The 13,470-nt window shown below is 43.1% G+C and carries 14 protein-coding genes; 11 read left to right on the top strand and 3 right to left on the bottom strand.

Annotated features, from left to right (window positions below; all coding sequences use genetic code 11):
* Positions 1-7: 7 nt before the first annotated feature.
* The gene (locus DRB05_RS07035; RefSeq protein WP_128726301.1) at positions 8-1,567 is read right to left on the bottom strand and encodes an ATP-binding protein; all 1,560 of its coding nucleotides are present in this window, start codon (positions 1,565-1,567) and stop codon (positions 8-10) included.
* Between the two features lie 158 nt (positions 1,568-1,725).
* On the opposite strand from DRB05_RS07035, the gene DRB05_RS07040 reads away from it, so the two are divergent.
* The 9 genes from DRB05_RS07040 (at position 1,726) to DRB05_RS07080 (ending at position 10,477) form a co-directional block, all read left to right on the top strand.
* Positions 1,726-2,106: a BlaI/MecI/CopY family transcriptional regulator gene (locus DRB05_RS07040; RefSeq protein WP_128726302.1), complete on the top strand. Its 381-nt coding sequence runs from the start codon at positions 1,726-1,728 to the stop codon at positions 2,104-2,106.
* A 3-nt stretch (positions 2,107-2,109) separates the two neighbouring features.
* Positions 2,110-3,438: a M23/M56 family metallopeptidase gene (locus DRB05_RS07045; protein ID WP_128726303.1), complete on the top strand. Its 1,329-nt coding sequence runs from the start codon at positions 2,110-2,112 to the stop codon at positions 3,436-3,438.
* A gap of 1 nt (position 3,439) precedes the next feature.
* Positions 3,440-4,789 (top strand): peptidoglycan DD-metalloendopeptidase family protein, encoded by a 1,350-nt coding sequence (locus tag DRB05_RS07050; protein ID WP_128726304.1) that lies wholly within the window; start codon positions 3,440-3,442, stop codon positions 4,787-4,789.
* Positions 4,749-6,005, top strand: a complete 1,257-nt coding sequence (locus tag DRB05_RS07055) for a DUF418 domain-containing protein (RefSeq protein WP_235956551.1) — start codon at positions 4,749-4,751, stop codon at positions 6,003-6,005. The genes DRB05_RS07050 and DRB05_RS07055 overlap by 41 nt, the downstream gene beginning before the upstream one ends.
* Before the next feature lie 88 nt (positions 6,006-6,093).
* Positions 6,094-6,678: a GNAT family N-acetyltransferase gene (locus DRB05_RS07060; RefSeq protein WP_128726305.1), complete on the top strand. Its 585-nt coding sequence runs from the start codon at positions 6,094-6,096 to the stop codon at positions 6,676-6,678.
* A 116-nt stretch (positions 6,679-6,794) separates the two neighbouring features.
* Complete coding sequence (locus tag DRB05_RS07065; RefSeq protein ID WP_128726306.1) at positions 6,795-7,727, top strand: class I SAM-dependent methyltransferase; 933 nt, start codon at positions 6,795-6,797, stop codon at positions 7,725-7,727.
* A 151-nt stretch (positions 7,728-7,878) separates the two neighbouring features.
* Positions 7,879-8,901, top strand: coding sequence for a histidine kinase (locus DRB05_RS07070; RefSeq protein WP_128726307.1), 1,023 nt, complete (start codon positions 7,879-7,881; stop codon positions 8,899-8,901).
* Positions 8,895-9,605, top strand: coding sequence for a LytTR family DNA-binding domain-containing protein (locus tag DRB05_RS07075; RefSeq protein ID WP_128726308.1), 711 nt, complete (start codon positions 8,895-8,897; stop codon positions 9,603-9,605). Before DRB05_RS07070 ends, DRB05_RS07075 begins: the two co-directional genes overlap by 7 nt.
* Positions 9,606-9,622: 17 nt before the next feature.
* Positions 9,623-10,477: an acyl-CoA thioester hydrolase/BAAT C-terminal domain-containing protein gene (locus DRB05_RS07080; protein WP_128726309.1), complete on the top strand. Its 855-nt coding sequence runs from the start codon at positions 9,623-9,625 to the stop codon at positions 10,475-10,477.
* A gap of 43 nt (positions 10,478-10,520) precedes the next feature.
* Here DRB05_RS07080 and DRB05_RS07085 read toward each other — a convergent pair whose 3' ends face one another.
* Both DRB05_RS07085 and DRB05_RS07090 read right to left on the bottom strand, forming a co-directional pair.
* A complete protein-coding gene (locus DRB05_RS07085; RefSeq protein ID WP_128726310.1) occupies positions 10,521-11,285 on the bottom strand; it encodes a helix-turn-helix domain-containing protein in 765 nt (254 codons plus the stop codon).
* Positions 11,263-11,724 carry a carboxymuconolactone decarboxylase family protein gene (locus tag DRB05_RS07090; protein WP_128726311.1) on the bottom strand — a complete coding sequence of 154 codons (462 nt, stop codon included), beginning with the start codon at positions 11,722-11,724 and terminating at the stop codon, positions 11,263-11,265. Before DRB05_RS07090 ends, DRB05_RS07085 begins: the two co-directional genes overlap by 23 nt.
* A gap of 133 nt (positions 11,725-11,857) precedes the next feature.
* Here DRB05_RS07090 and DRB05_RS07095 point away from each other — a divergent pair, with 133 nt between their 5' ends.
* Together DRB05_RS07095 and DRB05_RS07100 are read left to right on the top strand one after the other, a co-directional pair.
* Positions 11,858-12,865 (top strand): phytanoyl-CoA dioxygenase family protein, encoded by a 1,008-nt coding sequence (locus tag DRB05_RS07095; RefSeq protein WP_128726312.1) that lies wholly within the window; start codon positions 11,858-11,860, stop codon positions 12,863-12,865.
* Positions 12,866-12,980: 115 nt separating this feature from the next.
* A complete protein-coding gene (locus DRB05_RS07100) occupies positions 12,981-13,451 on the top strand; it encodes a DUF3291 domain-containing protein (protein WP_128726313.1) in 471 nt (156 codons plus the stop codon).
* Positions 13,452-13,470: the final 19 nt, after the last annotated feature.

The following is a 13,470-nucleotide window of genomic DNA, read 5'->3' on the forward strand; positions in this document are numbered from 1 at the left end:
AAGTTGGTTAGGCGGTTTGTGCCAACGTTTTGTTCGCCAACAAGATGGTAAAAGTGGTGCCATTTCCGGCTTTGGAATTAACTTTTAAGTCACCTTCTAAATGTTTTTTGACGAGATTATAGGTGACGGAAAGTCCAAGCCCAGCATGACCATGTTGGCGAGCTGTGGTGTAAAAGGGCTCAAAGATCCGATTTAGGACCTCATTACTCATACCGACGCCTTCGTCTTTGACTCGAATAAATATTTTGTTGTCAGTGATCTCTAAACGAACAGCAGCAAATGGCTGGGTGTCGCTATCATTACTAAAACCATGCACTCGGGCATTCTCAAGCAGCTGCAACAAAATTTGCTGTAGCGCCTTAACGTTGATTTTGACCAGTTGTTCCAGTTTTCCTGTTGCGCTAAATTCAACGCGCATCTTTAACTGAAAACGGGCCGTTTGTTCGCAATAATTGCGAATAACGGCTTCTAGGTCGACAAGTTGCTCGACGTCAGTTTCTTGCTCTGCGGAGATATTCTTGAACTCTTGCACTAGCTTTGCCGTTTTGCCGAGATTTCGCTCTGCGATAGACAAACCAGAATCCAATGCTGCCATAATTTCTAAAAACTCAGCGTGCGACAAACGCTGCGCTTTCATGCCGGTTTCCATCGCATCCACTTGCTCTTGGCAGGATGACACTGCGGTAATCGAGACACCAAGTGGAGTATTTACCTCGTGAGCCAATCCTGAAACTAAACTACCTAGGCTTGATAATTTTTCCGCCTCTACCAGTTGCTGGTGGATCACATGGATGTGGCTAAGGAGCTGGTTGATGGCAAGGCTAACATCAGTCAATTCATTGTGGTTATCAATGTCGATACGTTTTTCGAGACTCGAGCTCTCAATAATGTGATTGATTTGCGAGCGAATATGATTGATTGGATGTTGAATAGAGCGATATAAAGCGAAGCCAACGGCGATTAAGCTCACCAATACAATCACAGAAAAAATAATGAGCAACAACTTCAGTTGGCTAAATTGTTGCTCAGTTTGCTCCACAATACCGAGTGCGACGTCATTTTGTACCTCGGTGAGTGCTTGTAGTGATGCAGTTAACGGATCGAACTTTTCATAGAGTGCAGTAACAAACTGATGTTGTGGAATTGCTAAAAATGTCCCTTGATTTATCGCGCTTTGGAGCGAGGCAATATGCGTAAATACGGCCTGCATTTGGAACTCAATGAGTTCAACTTTGACTTGCTCCGCAGTCACCAAATATGTGTTTAGATAGCTTTGCCACGCGTCGTTCATGACCCGAGTTGCATCTGCTATTTGCAGCAGCACCTCGTCTTTGGAGACCAACCCTGCACGATACTTATGAAGTATGTCGACAATCTGAATCGCACCGTGATCTGATACTTTTTTTATTTGAATAAGCGGCACAACACGATCGGCGTATAGAGATTCTACTTCTGACTCAAGGTGAGCGTAACGGTTAAAAGCATATCCGAGCAGTAAGGCAAGCGCAATGACGGGAAACACAATTAGCAGCCATAATTTATGGCGAATATTAATTAGCTCTAGCACTACAGATAACTCATTTTTTGCATATCAACTTGAAGTATAAGTGCTGTTGATAATGTCGCCATTTTTCGTGGTGAAAATTAAAAAAGCATAATGTGCGACTTGTGTCGCACTTTTTTGTTTGTTAATGTGTGACATATGTCGCAGTTGTGAGAAAAACAATGAAACCTAACTCAACCGAACTAATCGTTTTAAAAATCCTTTGGCGTGAACAGCCAAAAACGGGTAAAGAAATTCACACAGAAATAGGATCAAAGCTCAGTTGGAGCTACTCATCAACTCGAAAAACTCTTGAGAGAATGTGTGAAAAGGGTTATCTCGCCGAGCAAATGCAAGGCAATAAAAAAATATACTCAGCTGTCCTTGCTAAGGTACCGACTCTCGCACTTTATGCCCAAGAGTTTGCAAAGCAAATCATGGAGTTGGATGAGCCTCTTCCAATCGCTATGTTTTCAGATAGTAAGTTAATTGCAGCGGATGAATTAGATGAATTAGAAGCCATGTTAGATGAGTTAGCTAAGACGCAAGGTGATGAAGAGTAAAGTATGGAACTGATATTACTTTCGGTCTTGCTGTGGGTGGCGCTTAGTGGCTTAACGTACGCACTTGGAGTGAAATTTTCCGCTCGGTATATACAGAATAAAGGACTTTGGTGGGGCGTGCTGGCAGTGACTTTTGTGCCTTGGATCCCACTTGAACACATGGAGCAACACAACGCCATTCCAGCCGTATTGTTTAATGCCAATTTACAACAATTTGCAGAGCCGCTGCTGGCAATGACGAAGCGCACTCAAGTTGCGTCTGACTGGCTAAACCTGACGCTTATGGCTGTATTTATGGTCTATTGCGTTGGTCTCATCACTCATCTTTTGGTACTTGGGCGACAGTTTTGGCGAGTAAAACGCCTTTGTAGTACTGCTTCAAAAATAAAACTCGGAACACGGAGTTGCTATCAATTGCCAATTACTTGCTCTCCTTTTGTGTTCGGACTGTGGCAACCCAAAGTGTATTTGCCGGTGGAATTTGACACGCTGCCAGAGGCCGAGCAGCAGGCGCTTATTCTGCATGAGTTAACTCATATAGATAAAGGCGATCATATTGCTGTCGTAATTTGGCGAATACTCACGACGCTTGCTTGGTTTAATCCATTTATTGCAAAAATGGAACTGGGCTTTATTCGAGCGATGGAATATCGCTGTGATGAGGTGACGATAGCGAAGCACAGCCTAGAGCCCTTGGCTTATAGCAAAGCATTAATGAACTCTTTAAAACGAGCTGCTGCTCCGCCGGAAACGATGAATATGACAGCAAGTTTTGCGTCTAACTCATTGACCTTAGATGACTATAAAAAGCGTTTTAGCGTTATTCTTAAATCTAAAAAGAAGCCAAGTAATCTTGTGTTGATAGGGGTTTTTGTGTTGCTTAGTTCAGGTTTAGCCTATGGCAATATTCAATGGACAATGGGAACGGCAATGGTGAGTAAAACATGGACATACCCGGTCGTCACCCCTGAAATAACATCAAGGTTTGGACATGTATCGAACTTTCGTCACAATAAAGCACATCAAGGACTGGATTTAGCTGGCGGCGTTGGTGAACCGGCGATGGCGGTTGCCAGCGGTACGGTCACGATTGCTGATGATAAAACCCTGCCTGAGAATTACGGTAAAGTGGTGTTGATCCATCATGACAATGGTTATCAAAGTCTCTACGCACACCTTGATAGCATTGATGTTGCAGTGGGTGAGCAAGTATCGCAAGGAGAAGTGATCGGTACCATAGGTGAAACCGGTCGAGTCACTGGTCCACATCTACATCTAGAAGCTCTGCATAACAACACGCGCATTGATCCGCTGACCTTATTGGAAAATTAACATGATTAAAAAGCTTTCTATCGCCATTGCAATGATGGCAACTTTTGGCTGCTCGAAACAACCAGAGCAGACTCATTCGGTCAATAAAGCGCAAGAGAACACCTTTGTTTTGGCGCAAGCAGAACAAGGCCAAGCTGTTGTACTTAATGGATCCGCTGAAGACTCAGTCGCGGCCCAAACCCAAATCACAGAGGAGTTAAAACCTGTTCAAGATATTCGTTTACTTGAACTTAAATCGGGTGAGAGTTTAGCGAATCTTTTAAGTGAGTTTGCATTCAGTGACCGCGATAGTTGGCTGGTGGAACAAGCCGTGAGTACGTGGACATCACTGACTAAACTCAAGGCTGGACAGTTAATAGAAGCAGAGCTTGTAGACGGACAAGTACAGCAGATCTGCTTTGAATATGCATTTGCACAGGTTATTGAGATTAAAAGAGTAGATGAACACTGGCATGCATCGCTAAGTGAGCTTGAAACCGTCACGCAAACAAAGCGCTTATCGACAAGCATAGATTCTAGCTTTTTTGTAGACGCCAGCAAAATCGGGGTACCCAATGACATTATCAATCAAAGTATTGTGGCCTTATCTCACCTTGTCGATTTTCAAAGAGAAGTATATGCCGGCGATCAAATTGATTTTGTATTTCAAGAACAGCAGCTTGTGGCAGCCAAAGAGTTACTCAAGCAAATCTCCAAACCTATAGAATTACAACATGTTGCGCTACTTTCAGGAAAAGAAAAATACCGCTTATACCGGTTTACTGATAATGGCGGAACGACCGCTTTTTACCACTTAGACGGTACCCTCGCACAAAGTTTTTTAATGAAAACGCCCCTTAACGGTGCTCGATTATCGTCAAACTTCGGTAAACGTCATCACCCAGTATTGGGCTACACCCGAATGCACAAAGGGATCGATTTTGGTGCGCCTGTTGGTACGCCTATTATGGCTGCGGGTTCTGGAAAAGTACTCAAAGCTGGGTGGGGCGGCAGCTTTGGTAATCGCGTAGTGTTAGATCACGGTAAAGGCTATCAAACACTTTATGCTCACTTAAATGGCTTTGCGAGCGGCCTCAAGGCTGGGATGCGAGTAAAGCAAGGCGATGTGATAGGTTATCTTGGTAATACCGGCCTGTCGCAGGCGCGTCACTTACATTATGAAGTGCATAAAGACGGAAAAGCCATCAATCCACTCACCCTAAAACAACCAAAAAATACTAAGCTAAATGACACGCAATTTGATGAATTTAGCGCGCAGGTTGCACAAATTACCACACTACTCGATAGCGAAAACACAAAGCTAGCTCACAATGATGGACAGTCGGGCAGCATGGGTAATGCCGATGACTAGCCCTGAAAGAAATCGCATTAACAGCCTCGACTTTATTCGCGGGGTAGCAATCCTATGTATTTTACTTATCAACATCGAAAGTTTTGCCTATCCCAATCCATGGGGCATTTACCAATATGGCTTTATGACGGATATAGACAGTGAGGTAAGGTACTGGGTTTATGTATTTGCTCAGGGCAAATTTTACGGACTGCTGGCGATGTTATTTGGCGCAGGTCTCACCATCATTCTTCAAAAACAGCCATTTGAATTTGCGATTAAATTAAGTGCGGCAAGGCTAGTGGCTTTATTTATACTCGGCCTTGTTCATGCCTATTGTATTTGGAGTGGCGACATTCTCTATCACTATGCCGTGATAGGAATGATTGCCACCACCGTCATATTACTTGGCACCCGGGCCATCAAAGTCAGCATAGTAATTTGTTTGGCGTTTATGTTAGTTGCAGGTTTTGGCAGAGCAGAGCGCACCAACGCCCAATACGATGCTTACCAAGCTGCACTCAATGTGGACGAAGTGTCTCGCACACGAGACCAGCAAAAAGCGATTAACCGGTGGCAGAATAAAACCGAACCACGGACACCCACTCATCGTACTTTGGAAGAAACGCCAAGCTTAACTGAGTATTGGCAGAAAAACTTTGACAGCTCACAAGTCCACAAAGGTAAGCTGTTTTATTCAAGTATTTTTTGGTCCACGCTAATGATGATGCTGATAGGCTCGCAGCTGTTTCAATGGGGATTGTTCTCAAAGACTAAGCTTAGCCCACTCACGGTTGTAGCGCTACTTTGCTTGATTGCGGTGTCGTGTTATGCCACTCAAGCTCGCTATTTTCATTGGCTACACAGTTCACATATCCCAGTGTTGTCTTACGCTAAACAAATGGTCATCGTACTTAACCGGGAGCTGCAAGCGATTGTTTACTTGGTTTTGTTATCTTTGCTATATAACCGTTGGTTGCATCGGTTCAAACCCCTTGAGGCGATAAATCAAGTGGGGAGATTTGCGCTGAGTAATTACATTGGACAGTCACTGTTATTGGTGGTCATATTTTATGGCTTTGGATTACATAATACGCTAAGTCGCAGTGAGCTCTTGTTCTTATGGCTTGCTATTATGGCAGTGCAGCTGCTATTAAATGTGATCTATGGGCGATTCTTTAAGGTGGGACCCGTTGAACGTGTATGGCGCAAACTAACAATTAAGTTATATGCATAATCGACTTGAATTTTTTACAAATTCGAACTTCATTCCTAAGCTAGTTTTGACCTACTATTGAAGTTGGCACGTTAGCTTGAGGTAAGGTATGGAAATAGAAATAACACAAGGATGGGATATAGAGTATGCGCAAGCGGCTGCTGAGCTTTATGTTGACGCGTTTGGTAGCAAATTCAAAGCCGCAGTGCCGGATCGCAATAAGCTGATCACTATTATCGCGAAGAGCTTCATCTCAGAATACTCTTTCGCTGCCTTTGCAGACGGCAAGTTAGTGGGGATTGCGGGCTTTCAATATGGCAAAAGCGGTTTTACATCGAATATGGGCTTTTCTGGACTTATTGACGAATTAGGTTTGCTAGGCGGGGTTAAAGCCGCAGCGGTGTTTACCCTATTTGAGCGAAAGCCTGCGCCCAATGAAGTAGTGATGGATGGTATCGCTGTTGCTGAATCGGTCAGAGGACGAGGTGTTGGCACTGCGCTTCTAGTGGCACTGCAGCGCTATACCAAACAAAGCGGGTTTCACGCATTACGACTTGATGTAATTGATTCTAACCCCCAAGCAAAAAAGCTTTACATGAGAATGGGCTTTGTTGCCTCCCATCATGAGGATTTTTCTTATCTCAATTGGTTAATTGGTTTTAGCGGGGCAACAACGATGTTGTGGCGCCCATAAGACTGGTTTCCTTTGCTGCAAAAAATAAACGTGAAAGATAAGCAGGCCTTAGACATTTGCTTTTGCTATGAAGTAACAAGTAAAATGCCGAACTTTACGCATAACCAGACATCGACATGACAGCAATAAACCCTGTATCGACCCTCCTTAATCATTTGCAAACCCAAGCAGTACCAAACGAGCTGAGGCGTCTATTTCATGGACGTGGTCGTTGCTATGAAGGGCTTGAACAAATCACCGTAGATTGGTTACAAGGTCAGCTCTTAATCTCTTTATTCAAGGAGCACGACGTTGACTTTATAGCGTCGTTAAAGCAGGCATTATTATCACTTGTGGAGACTGAAGCATTTAGCGAAAAACTCTCTGCTATTTTGCTGCAACATCGTTATTTGCCTGATTCAGATCTCGAGGTCTTGTATGGTGAATTAACCGCTATGCCTATCGTTGAAGAAAATGGACTTAAATATGGCTTAAAGCTTGGCGTAAAGCAGAACATGGGACTGTTTTTAGATATGCGTTTGGGTCGTGAGTTTGTAAAAGCTCAGTCTGCGGGGGCTCGGGTACTTAATCTGTTTTCTTATACTTGTGGGTTTTCCGTCGCGGCGATTGCGGGCGGTGCTGCCCATGTTGTGAATCTAGATATGGCAAAAGCGGCGCTCAAGCAAGGCCGAGTCAACCATCAACTCAATGAACACGACCTCAGCAAGGTATCTTTTTTAGGCCATGATTTATTTAAATCTTGGGGAAAAATACGTAAATATGGGCCGTACGACCTAATCGTAATTGATCCGCCAAGCTTTCAAAAAGGCAGCTTTGCACTGACCAAAGACTATCAACGTATTTTAAGAAAGCTTCCTGAGTTACTTACGCCAAATGCCCAAGTGTTGGCGTGTGTGAATTCTCCCGATGTTTCAAGCCAATTTCTGATTGATGAAATGACCAGAGAGGCGCCAACGCTCACGTTTGTTGAACGTTTACAAAACCCACCTGAATTTAAAGACATTGATGAGCAAAGCAGCCTCAAGTGTTTAAGATTTAAAGCAAGTTAATCTATTTCTTAGTACTTTAACTTGGATGTAAAAGTGTGAACTAATACAGATAACCATTTAGCATTGAAAAGCGACCATTCAGCAATATTCAGAGTGCTTTTCGACGCTAAATGCGTACCATGAACGTATTCAGTCACTATTTGTATTGATTATGGTCAATCTCACATTGCAGCGAAATGAACAATTCGCAATTTTAGCCATCGTTGCCGCAATAAGTTTTGCTATCAGTCTTACCGATTGGGTGCAGCGGGGCATGTTGTTGTCGGCAAATATCGCGCTTTCTTCTATTTTGGCGGTTGTGTTCCTCTACTGGTTACCGATGGTGATAAGTTACGTACTCATCATCCGTTTCAAGATAGGCAATTGGCCGCTGCAATATATCGGCTTTTATGGACTGATGGTAATGGGCTGTTTATGTTGGGGTGTACTCAGAAGTGGAATGTTAAATACCTATGCATTTTCACTGTTTGAGGCGCTAACCATCGCACTGCCTTGGTCTAGCGGTATTTTTGTGGTGATTAAGTTCTACCTTTCCCAAAAGTTGTTAAAACAAGAAAAACAGCTTCGCCAACTAGCTGAAATTAAGTTATTACACAGTCAGTTAAACCCGCACTTTATGTTCAATAGCCTCAACACAATTGCAGCCTTTGTACCAAATCAACCAGAAGCAGCACGGTCTTTGGTTCATAATCTCGCTGCGGTATTAAGATATTCATTAACGCATTCTGTGACAAGCGGAAAAATACCGAGCAAAGTGTCTGTTGCCGATGAGCTAATTGCACTAAATCAATGGTGCGAGATAGAGCAAAGTCGGTTTGGGGATGCGCTTATCATCGACTTTGATATCGACGATGCATTATTGAGCGAAGCAATACCGCCAATGATATTACAGCCGCTTTTAGAAAATGCAGTAAAACATGGCAACAGCAGGCCGCTTCACATTGAAGTAGTAATTAAAAAGTTAGCGAACCAGTTAGTGTTTAAAATAAGTGACAACGGGGTGGGCTTTAAGGAGCAGGACATATTGGGTTCGTCAGATGCGGGACTCGGCCTTTCGATCACGCGCTCACGGTTAAAGTTAGAAGAAAATACTGAACTTAGGCTTGGTAACGACCTGCACACAGGTGGTGCGGTTGTCAGCTTTTCACTTACACGAGGAGCAAAGGAATGTTGAACATTGCCATTGTGGAAGATGAGCAACCAGCCATTGATAAATTAACTGAACAACTTGGCCAGATCACCAAGCACAACTTGGTACTGACTTGTAACACGCCATTAGTATTTCTTGACGCACATCATGAGCTTGCGATAGATATTGTCTTTGTCGATATTAACTTGCCAGAATGCAATGGTGTTACTTTGGTCGAGAAACTTCAAGGGACGGGGTTTGCAGGTGCGATAATTTTTACCACGGCGTACAGTGAGTTTGCGGTTGAGGCCTTTACGCTCGGCGCTGTTGATTATTTGCTCAAACCTTATAGTACCGAACGATTAGCGTTGGCGCTATCAAGAGTCAATCGTGTTATCGCGACAGGATTCGCCGCTACTTTAACGAGTAAGGTGGCGGGGAAAACCTCACTAATTGATGTCAGCAGTATCGAACTTATCAAGCTAGAATACGGTCAAGCCATTGCGTTTAGTAATGGACAGCAATATCCCATTGATGGCTCCCTTGAGGAGATCCAACAGCAATTGCCAACACATTTCTTAAGAGTTCACCGTAATGCCATTGTAAACCAAAGCGCGATAACTGCGTTTGAACGCTGGGTTACAGGGGGTTACCTTGTCAAGTTGCGAGATAGCAATTTACAAGTTGTGACTAGCCGGGGCGGTGCAAAACTACTCAAACAACAACTGAGCAACATAGGGCTCAGCTAACTCAAAAAGGTAATAAAATGATGAAAACTATAATGCCATTTTCTTTGGTAGGGCTTCTTGCGGCCTGTTCAAACACGACTATACCAGATGTTAAACGTCAGTTTATCGATGATGGTCAGGCTCATCCGTTGGTTGTGGTGTTAGGTGGTAGCGAAGGGGGGAATACACTCGCTAATCCTCAGTGGAAACCATTTTTAGATGGATTTAATGATATTGGTGTCTCAGTAGCTGCACTTGGTTATTATGGCACCGAAAATACATCGAGCAGTGCAGCTGAATTATCTTTGGATGATATAGCCAAACGGATAAAAGCATTGAGTGCAGACCCAAAGATAAACCCAAATTGCGTAGCGGTGTATGGTTTTTCTAAAGGAGCGGAGCTTGCGTTATTACTCGGTGCGCACTTTGATGAGATAAACCATGTCGTGTCCGTTATGCCTAGTCACGTAAGCTGGAATGCTGTTAAAACCTTGTCTTCTCGCTCGAGCTGGACGCTTAGCGGTAATGCTCTGGACTACATTGATGCACCCCTGTTGTCATGGAAAATGCAAAAGGGGAACGTAACGGGAGAGTTTACACCTGCCTTTGAGGCTGCATTGGCAGAGGCAACGCCTGAAGCAATTGCAGCCGCTCGCATCCCGGTTGAAAACACCAATGGGCCAGTGCTGCTGGTCTCTGCCAAACACGATGAAATTTGGCCATCGTACAAAATGGCCGGATATATTGAAGCTGGTTTACGCGAAGCTAATTTTTCTCATCCATTTAAACATATCGCACTTAACTCGGGTCACTACAGCTTTAACAAAAAAGTGCAAACTGAGGTAAATCAATTTTTAAGCGAAACCTTGGTCGCACATTGCGCGAATAAGTAGTAATGAATTAACCTTGCTTTTATATTCTTGGTTGTTGAAAAATTTACCGAGCTGCAGGTAACGTTGTGTCTGCAGCTTTTAGTCGCTTTGTGTATTTTGCTGGTGTGATCTGAAAGATAGTTTTAAATTCGCGAATAAGATGAGATTGATCAGCGTAGCCGCAATCTAGCGCGAGTTGAGCGATGTTAATGTCAGGCGTTTCTCTCAGTTTTTGTTTAGCCAATCGAACTCTATAAATGCGAGCTAAATGTTTAGGGGTTATCCCACAATGTGTTTTAACTTGTCTCTCTAATTGCCGTTTTCCGATCGGAGTTTGAGCATATGCTTGCTCTAAAGGGGTCATTGAAACAATATGCTCAAGGAGTATTTGGGTATGTAGGATAGAATTGTGGCGAGGAATTGGCGTATTCAATATCGGCTCTAGTAGTCCAAGTAATGCTGTCAAGTTGGCACTAGTTTGCAGCGTGTTCAACAAGGGTAATATATTATTGGGATTTGCTATAGGATGTTGCAGCGTTTTCAGAAATGCCAGTCCCGCGGGTTTAAACCGTATCCCGAAAAAACATGCCTGTTCAGAATAGTTGACTTTGCTAGACTGAATGGCAATTGGTTGCAGATAAAAGGGGGCTGTGAGCGGATTGTCATTGAAGCTAACGAGCCCACGAAGAGGGAAAATAAATCCAGTTGCCCCGTCGCTTGGAAGCCAAGTTTCTCCGCGCTTATGTGATTGTGCAAGCCAGATAGCTTGCACATAGTTAGCGATTTCACCTGTTGGGTTTATTAATTCAAGTGTTAGATCTGTGCTCATTGAACTCTACATTTGGCTTAAACATTTTCACGACCCGATTCCAGCTGTTGATGGCATTAATAGCGATAGTTAACGTGGCCAGCTCTTTATCATCAAATTCTATATTGAGTGTTTGATAAAAAGCGTCGTCAATCATTTGTGCGTTTGTCAGCTTTTCACAAAGCGCTAATGCTAGTTTTTCTCTATTGGAGTATAGCGGCATGTCTTGCCATGCACTTAATCCAATAATACGATTAGTGGTCTCACCATACTCTAGTGCTTGTTTAGTGTGCATTGCAATACAAAAAGCGCATTGATTGATTTGTGATGCTCTAAGTTTAACAAGCTCCCAGATTGTGACTCCAAAAGTAGCGTGGGCCTGCTGTTTTAATAACTCCTCTTGTCCCAATAAGTGCTGAATAAGCTCAGGTGCCTGATTGAAGTAGTCTGCTCTTTTCATTTCTGAATCCTCATGTTTAGTGATACGTATAGTGTATTGAGGTGTAAGCGGTAAAAATTGAAAAAAAACGTCTTTGTAATAAAATTTTAAGGAGGGAACACACAACTCTGCTTTAAAGGATGGTTGTTAAATAATGTGTGATGTAAACCTTGATCTAGCGCTTTATCATTTATCCATACTCAAAAAGATCTGGCTTCAAGCCAACAACACTCTCACAAATAAACAGCAGCAGTTAGAGCCAGTTAGTTTCGAATTATATAAAACGACTTTTGACATACTGGGCCTAAGTTTATCTCAAGCACATCAGCTACAGTTTCGATATGCACACGATTACGATAGTTTTATTGATGCAATAGTAACAATTGCTCAGCCAAGTAGTGAAAAAATAGCACTGCTAAAACATGTCACCTGCCAGATGCCTTGTCCCGACAGTTATCAAGAAAAAATAGCTGCAGTTCAGAATATGCCGGATGTACTCACTGAGGATGACCTAGAATGCTGGCGGGACAACGGTTATGTCATCGTTAAAAATGCAGTGAGTGCTGAAGGCTGTGCTAATGCGAGAAACGCGATCCAAGACTATTTAGAGATAGAGCTAGCAGATCCAAAGACTTGGTATAAAGTTAACAAAGGAAAAATGAGTCGCAGTATGGTGCATTTGGTACAACATAAAGCACTGGAAGACAATCGGAATTCGATGAGAATTCATAAGGCCTTTAGCCAGTTATGGCAGAGCGAACAACTGATAGTTTCAGCCGATCAGTGTGGGTTCAACCCGCCTGAAACTGTGCAATCTAGTTTTCAAGGTCCTGATCTACACTGGGATTTAGATTTCTCTAGGCAGCTTAAGTTTGGCACGCAAGGGATTTTGTATCTATCAGACACTGAAGAAAAGCAGGGGGCTACAACAGTTGTGCCCGGATTTCATACAAAACTAGAGTCATGGCTTGCATCTGCCCCATGGGATCCATGTATACCAAATACAGAGTACTTACATCAACTGGGTTCCAAAGCAATTGCAGCCAATGCAGGAGATATGATGATTTGGCACCAGTTTTTACCCCATGGTGGCAGTGCGAATACAGCAAACGCACCTCGTATAGTGCAATACATCAATATGCATCCATTCCCAGAAACGTAGAAAGTGAAAAAATCTCTATTTGGCTAAATTTTGTCTTAACTTGGCGGCGAGCAAACAGTAGTATGATTGTGAAGTTTGGGAGAATGTAGCAACTCACCACAAGGAAAAGCCGTCGATGCAATTAGCACAACTTAATATAGCCACCGCTAAATACCAAATGGATGCGCCAGAAATTCAATACTTTGTAGAAAGTTTAGACCGCATTAATTTACTCGCAGAGCAAAGCCCAGGCTTTATTTGGCGCTTAAAAGATGAAACAGGTAATGCAACAGAGATTAAGGCGTTTGATGATCCAAATATAATCGTGAATATGTCTGTGTGGCAGTCGGAGCAAGCGCTCAAAGATTTTATGTTTAAAACCGCGCATAAAGAATTTTTGGCTCGCAAAAAAGAATGGTTTCACCGCGCTGAACAGGAAACCTACGTGTTGTGGTGGGTTGAAGAGGGCCATATTCCGACGTTAGATGAGGCAAAAGAAAGACTCGATTACCTGCGTCGTTTTGGAGATTCGGCTTATGCCTTTACGTTTAGAAATAGTTTCACCGAACTAGATGTAAGGGAGAGAGAAGCTTGTGAAGAAGGTTAATCTAGTGCATCGATGAATT

The sequence above is a fragment of the Pseudoalteromonas sp. A757 genome, from assembly GCF_004103285.1.
GTDB classification, from domain to species: Bacteria; Pseudomonadota; Gammaproteobacteria; order Enterobacterales; family Alteromonadaceae; genus Pseudoalteromonas; species Pseudoalteromonas galatheae.

What these genes read in the sequence shown, in the direction of transcription:
- DRB05_RS07040 (WP_128726302.1), top strand. Translation starts at nt 1,726, where the DNA reads ATGAAACCTAACTCAACCGAACTAATCGTTTTAAAAATCCTTTGGCGT.
- DRB05_RS07045 (WP_128726303.1), top strand. Translation starts at nt 2,110, where the DNA reads ATGGAACTGATATTACTTTCGGTCTTGCTGTGGGTGGCGCTTAGTGGC.
- DRB05_RS07050 (WP_128726304.1), top strand. Translation starts at nt 3,440, where the DNA reads ATGATTAAAAAGCTTTCTATCGCCATTGCAATGATGGCAACTTTTGGC.
- DRB05_RS07055 (WP_235956551.1), top strand. Translation starts at nt 4,749, where the DNA reads ATGATGGACAGTCGGGCAGCATGGGTAATGCCGATGACTAGCCCTGAA.
- DRB05_RS07060 (WP_128726305.1), top strand. Translation starts at nt 6,094, where the DNA reads ATGGAAATAGAAATAACACAAGGATGGGATATAGAGTATGCGCAAGCG.
- DRB05_RS07065 (WP_128726306.1), top strand. Translation starts at nt 6,795, where the DNA reads ATGACAGCAATAAACCCTGTATCGACCCTCCTTAATCATTTGCAAACC.
- DRB05_RS07070 (WP_128726307.1), top strand. Translation starts at nt 7,879, where the DNA reads ATGGTCAATCTCACATTGCAGCGAAATGAACAATTCGCAATTTTAGCC.
- DRB05_RS07075 (WP_128726308.1), top strand. Translation starts at nt 8,895, where the DNA reads ATGTTGAACATTGCCATTGTGGAAGATGAGCAACCAGCCATTGATAAA.
- DRB05_RS07080 (WP_128726309.1), top strand. Translation starts at nt 9,623, where the DNA reads ATGATGAAAACTATAATGCCATTTTCTTTGGTAGGGCTTCTTGCGGCC.
- DRB05_RS07085 (WP_128726310.1), bottom strand. Translation starts at nt 11,285, where the DNA reads ATGAGCACAGATCTAACACTTGAATTAATAAACCCAACAGGTGAAATC.
- DRB05_RS07090 (WP_128726311.1), bottom strand. Translation starts at nt 11,724, where the DNA reads ATGAAAAGAGCAGACTACTTCAATCAGGCACCTGAGCTTATTCAGCAC.
- DRB05_RS07095 (WP_128726312.1), top strand. Translation starts at nt 11,858, where the DNA reads ATGTGTGATGTAAACCTTGATCTAGCGCTTTATCATTTATCCATACTC.
- DRB05_RS07100 (WP_128726313.1), top strand. Translation starts at nt 12,981, where the DNA reads ATGCAATTAGCACAACTTAATATAGCCACCGCTAAATACCAAATGGAT.